Below are 3,062 nucleotides of genomic sequence, written 5' to 3'. Positions count from 1 at the left end.
CAGGTAAAGAAAATTGTTTCATTGAAAAAGACATAGCGGCCGCCGTCGCTGGCGTAATAGTAAACCGCTGATGAGCTGGCGCCTTTCAGCAGCTCGCCCGGCATTAATTGAGTTACCGCGGGCGGAACCAGCTCGTCTTCTTCAGTTGGCTCTTCTTCAACAGCCGGCGGCTGATAATTAATAGAATCAGAAGCAGTCACGTTATCAGCGCCTTCGTAGCCGCGGCCTTCGACGAAAACTTCCCGCGAACCGGCCGGTCCTTCAGCTAACCGCCAGGTCTTGGTGTAAACCGGATTTTGCCAGGGAGCGGCGGCCAGTTCAGCGGCGCTGTTGGCAAATCTCATGTCAAGAACATTCTGATAATCCAGATTGAGCATCACGTCCAGTGAAGCGGTTGATTCCGCCCCGCCGTCAATTGTCAGTCCCAGGCTGGGATCGCCGGTAACGCTGACAATAACTGATGGCGGATGGCTGGCGCCGGTGCCGCCGCCGCCGCCGGCGAAGGCCGTGGTGAATCTAAACGGAATTGGGACAATCGTGCCGTTGCTCAAAGCGACTGTTTGGGCGCTGGCGTCAGTGCCAGTGGGGGTAATGTCATAAACAGTCCCGTTAAGGAAATTATTATGGACTAATTCAACCCGGGTATCACCTAAAGTCCAGGTCTGGAAAGTCCAGCCGCCCGGATCGTCCACGACTGAAGATGAGGCCATGCTTCCCTGGGTCATCGCTTCGCTAAAAGTAATAGTAATTAACTGGGTGGTTGGAATACCGGTTGACAAGTGAGGCGGGTTGAGCAGAGTAATGATTGGAGCGGCTCCGTCTTGTTCAGCAATATCTCCATTTGCGTGGTCTAGAATGACGTTGCCAACTAAATCAGCTAAAGTTGAGCCGGTAATCGTCAGATCTGTCACGTCGCCGGTGTCAAAACCTGCCTGATTATTAGTTATTTTAACCACCAAAACATTATCATCAACATTACCGTCCAAACCAGTAGCGTTGCTTAAATCAATTGTTTCAACAGTATATGTATTGGTTGGACCATCAGCTATCAGGAAAACAACCGTGGCGATATCAGCCGCCGGAGCGGTAAAACCAGTTAAAGTTGAGTCATCAACGGCTTCCGTGAAAGTGACTCTTTGACCATCAACAAAACCATCATTATTCCAGTCAATGGTTGTGGCCGTCGTCGTACTAACTCTTGGTCGGGCGGCGTCAGTCAAAGTAACATTATTGGCGGTCGGGATGTCATTGCCGTCGCCATCTTCCACCCCATTACCCGGCTGAGTATAGGTGACAATCGGATTAATCGGGCCGCCGGTTGTGTCAGCAAGGCTCGTAATACCAGCAATAATTATATTGGTAGTGCCGTTTGTTAAACAACCATCGTTGAGAGATTCCGCTAAGCCAATTGTTCCGGCGGTGCCAACTGTAAAATCAACTGTAGGGAAAAAGGCGGTACAAACAATGCCTGTATCAGCCGTGGTTGTCAAAACAGCCCGGTCAACTTGTCCGTCATTATCATTATCGGTATAAGTACCGGATAAAATTATTGGTGGAGCGCCGTCGGCGTTGTTAACTGCTCCGGAAGTAACAGCGACATTGCCAAGCCCATCGTTAACAGAGCCGGCTGTTGCCTGATTAGTATAAGTATATGTTGGAACAACTACTGATCCAGTGACATTGCCATTAGCAACTGTAACAGTTACTTGCAAAACATCACCGACAAAAGCAGCCGCGGTTGAGGTAATAACCCCTAAGGCAGAGCCGGCGGAAAAGACATGATCACCAGCTTCAAATTCATTTAAGGTGTTAGTTACTTCAGCCGAGAAGGTGACATCAGCCCGATTAACTGTTCCATTAGCATTTGTATCTAAGTATTGAGCTGACAGAGGCACTGGCGCGGCGGCGTCATTAACAGCGCCAAGTCCAAAAGTAACTGAAGCATTTCCAAGGCCATCATTTACTGAACCAAGCGTGCCTTGATTGGTGTGAGTGTAATTTGGGGCTACGGCCGAACCAGTCACATTGGCGGTGGCCGGGGTGACATTAATTTGCAAGGTATTGCCGGCAAACGCGGCGGCTGTCGGCGTAATTGCTCCCAAAGCTGAAGTTCCGGAAAACACATGATCAGCCGCTTCAAATTCACTTAAAGTATTGGTGACTTCAGATGAGAAAAGGACATCAACCCTGTTAACTGTTCCATTAGAGTTGGTATCCAGGTATGTCGCCTGACCGCCCAACGGAACAGGCGCGGCGCCGTCAGTGGCCGCCTGGGCTCCGAATGTCGGGGTGTTATTAATCCCATCGTTTAAGTTATTGGTATTATTGGTATAAGCGTAGGTTGGATTAACCGCGCCACCGGTTACTCCGGCGTCGCCTAAAGTGGAAATCCGTAAAATAGCGCTATTGCCATTACCGCCCTGAACGACGGCGTTAGTTTCATTAGCTAAATTCACTGTCCCGGCGCCAATTGTCCAGTCTCCGTCAGCGTAGGCCGTTAAAGTAATATTTTCAGAAAAAGTTACATCTAGTCTATCAACCCGCCCATCAATCGCTGTAACATCCAAATATTGAGCGGAGATTGCCACCGGCGCGGCCGAATCAGTAACAGCGCCAGCCAGAACAGTCTGATTAGCCATGGCATTACCAACATCATCAGTCAGGGTGCCGGCTGTGTAAACCAATTCCTTGGCCTCTGTTCCGACAACACCAGCGGCTACCGCGATGGTAATTTCGTTATCATTAGCGACATTGGCGTCGGTGCCGTTGGTTGAAGTTGTCGCTAAAACCGTGTCAGCCGCCGTACCGCCAATCGTGAAATTGGCGGGAGTAACTGTCGCGTCAACGATATTGTCATTAAAAGTAAGCAAGACTTCATCAATTGAACCGTCTCCATCAACATCAAACATTTCAACGGCTATGATAGTCGGCTTTTGAGTATCAATCTCAAAAGTATCATCAATAGTGGCATTCTCAGCATTACCAGCAACATCAGTAGCTCCAGTACTAGAAACAGTCTCTACCGCAATCTCCTCTTCTGTTCCGTTATGTGTGAAGGTCTC

At 49.3% G+C, this 3,062-nt stretch carries 1 protein-coding gene; it reads right to left on the bottom strand.

Annotation, left to right across the window (positions count from 1 at the left end; translation table 11 throughout):
- The coding region (locus VGA08_02085) for an Ig-like domain-containing protein (GenBank protein HEX9679386.1) at positions 1–3,062 on the bottom strand (3,062 nt) is incomplete at both ends.

Source organism: Candidatus Saccharimonadales bacterium (genome assembly GCA_036397795.1).
In the GTDB taxonomy this organism is placed as follows: domain Bacteria; phylum Patescibacteriota; class Saccharimonadia; order Saccharimonadales; family DASWIF01; genus DASWIF01.
This window is presented reverse-complemented; position numbering and strand designations above follow the sequence as displayed.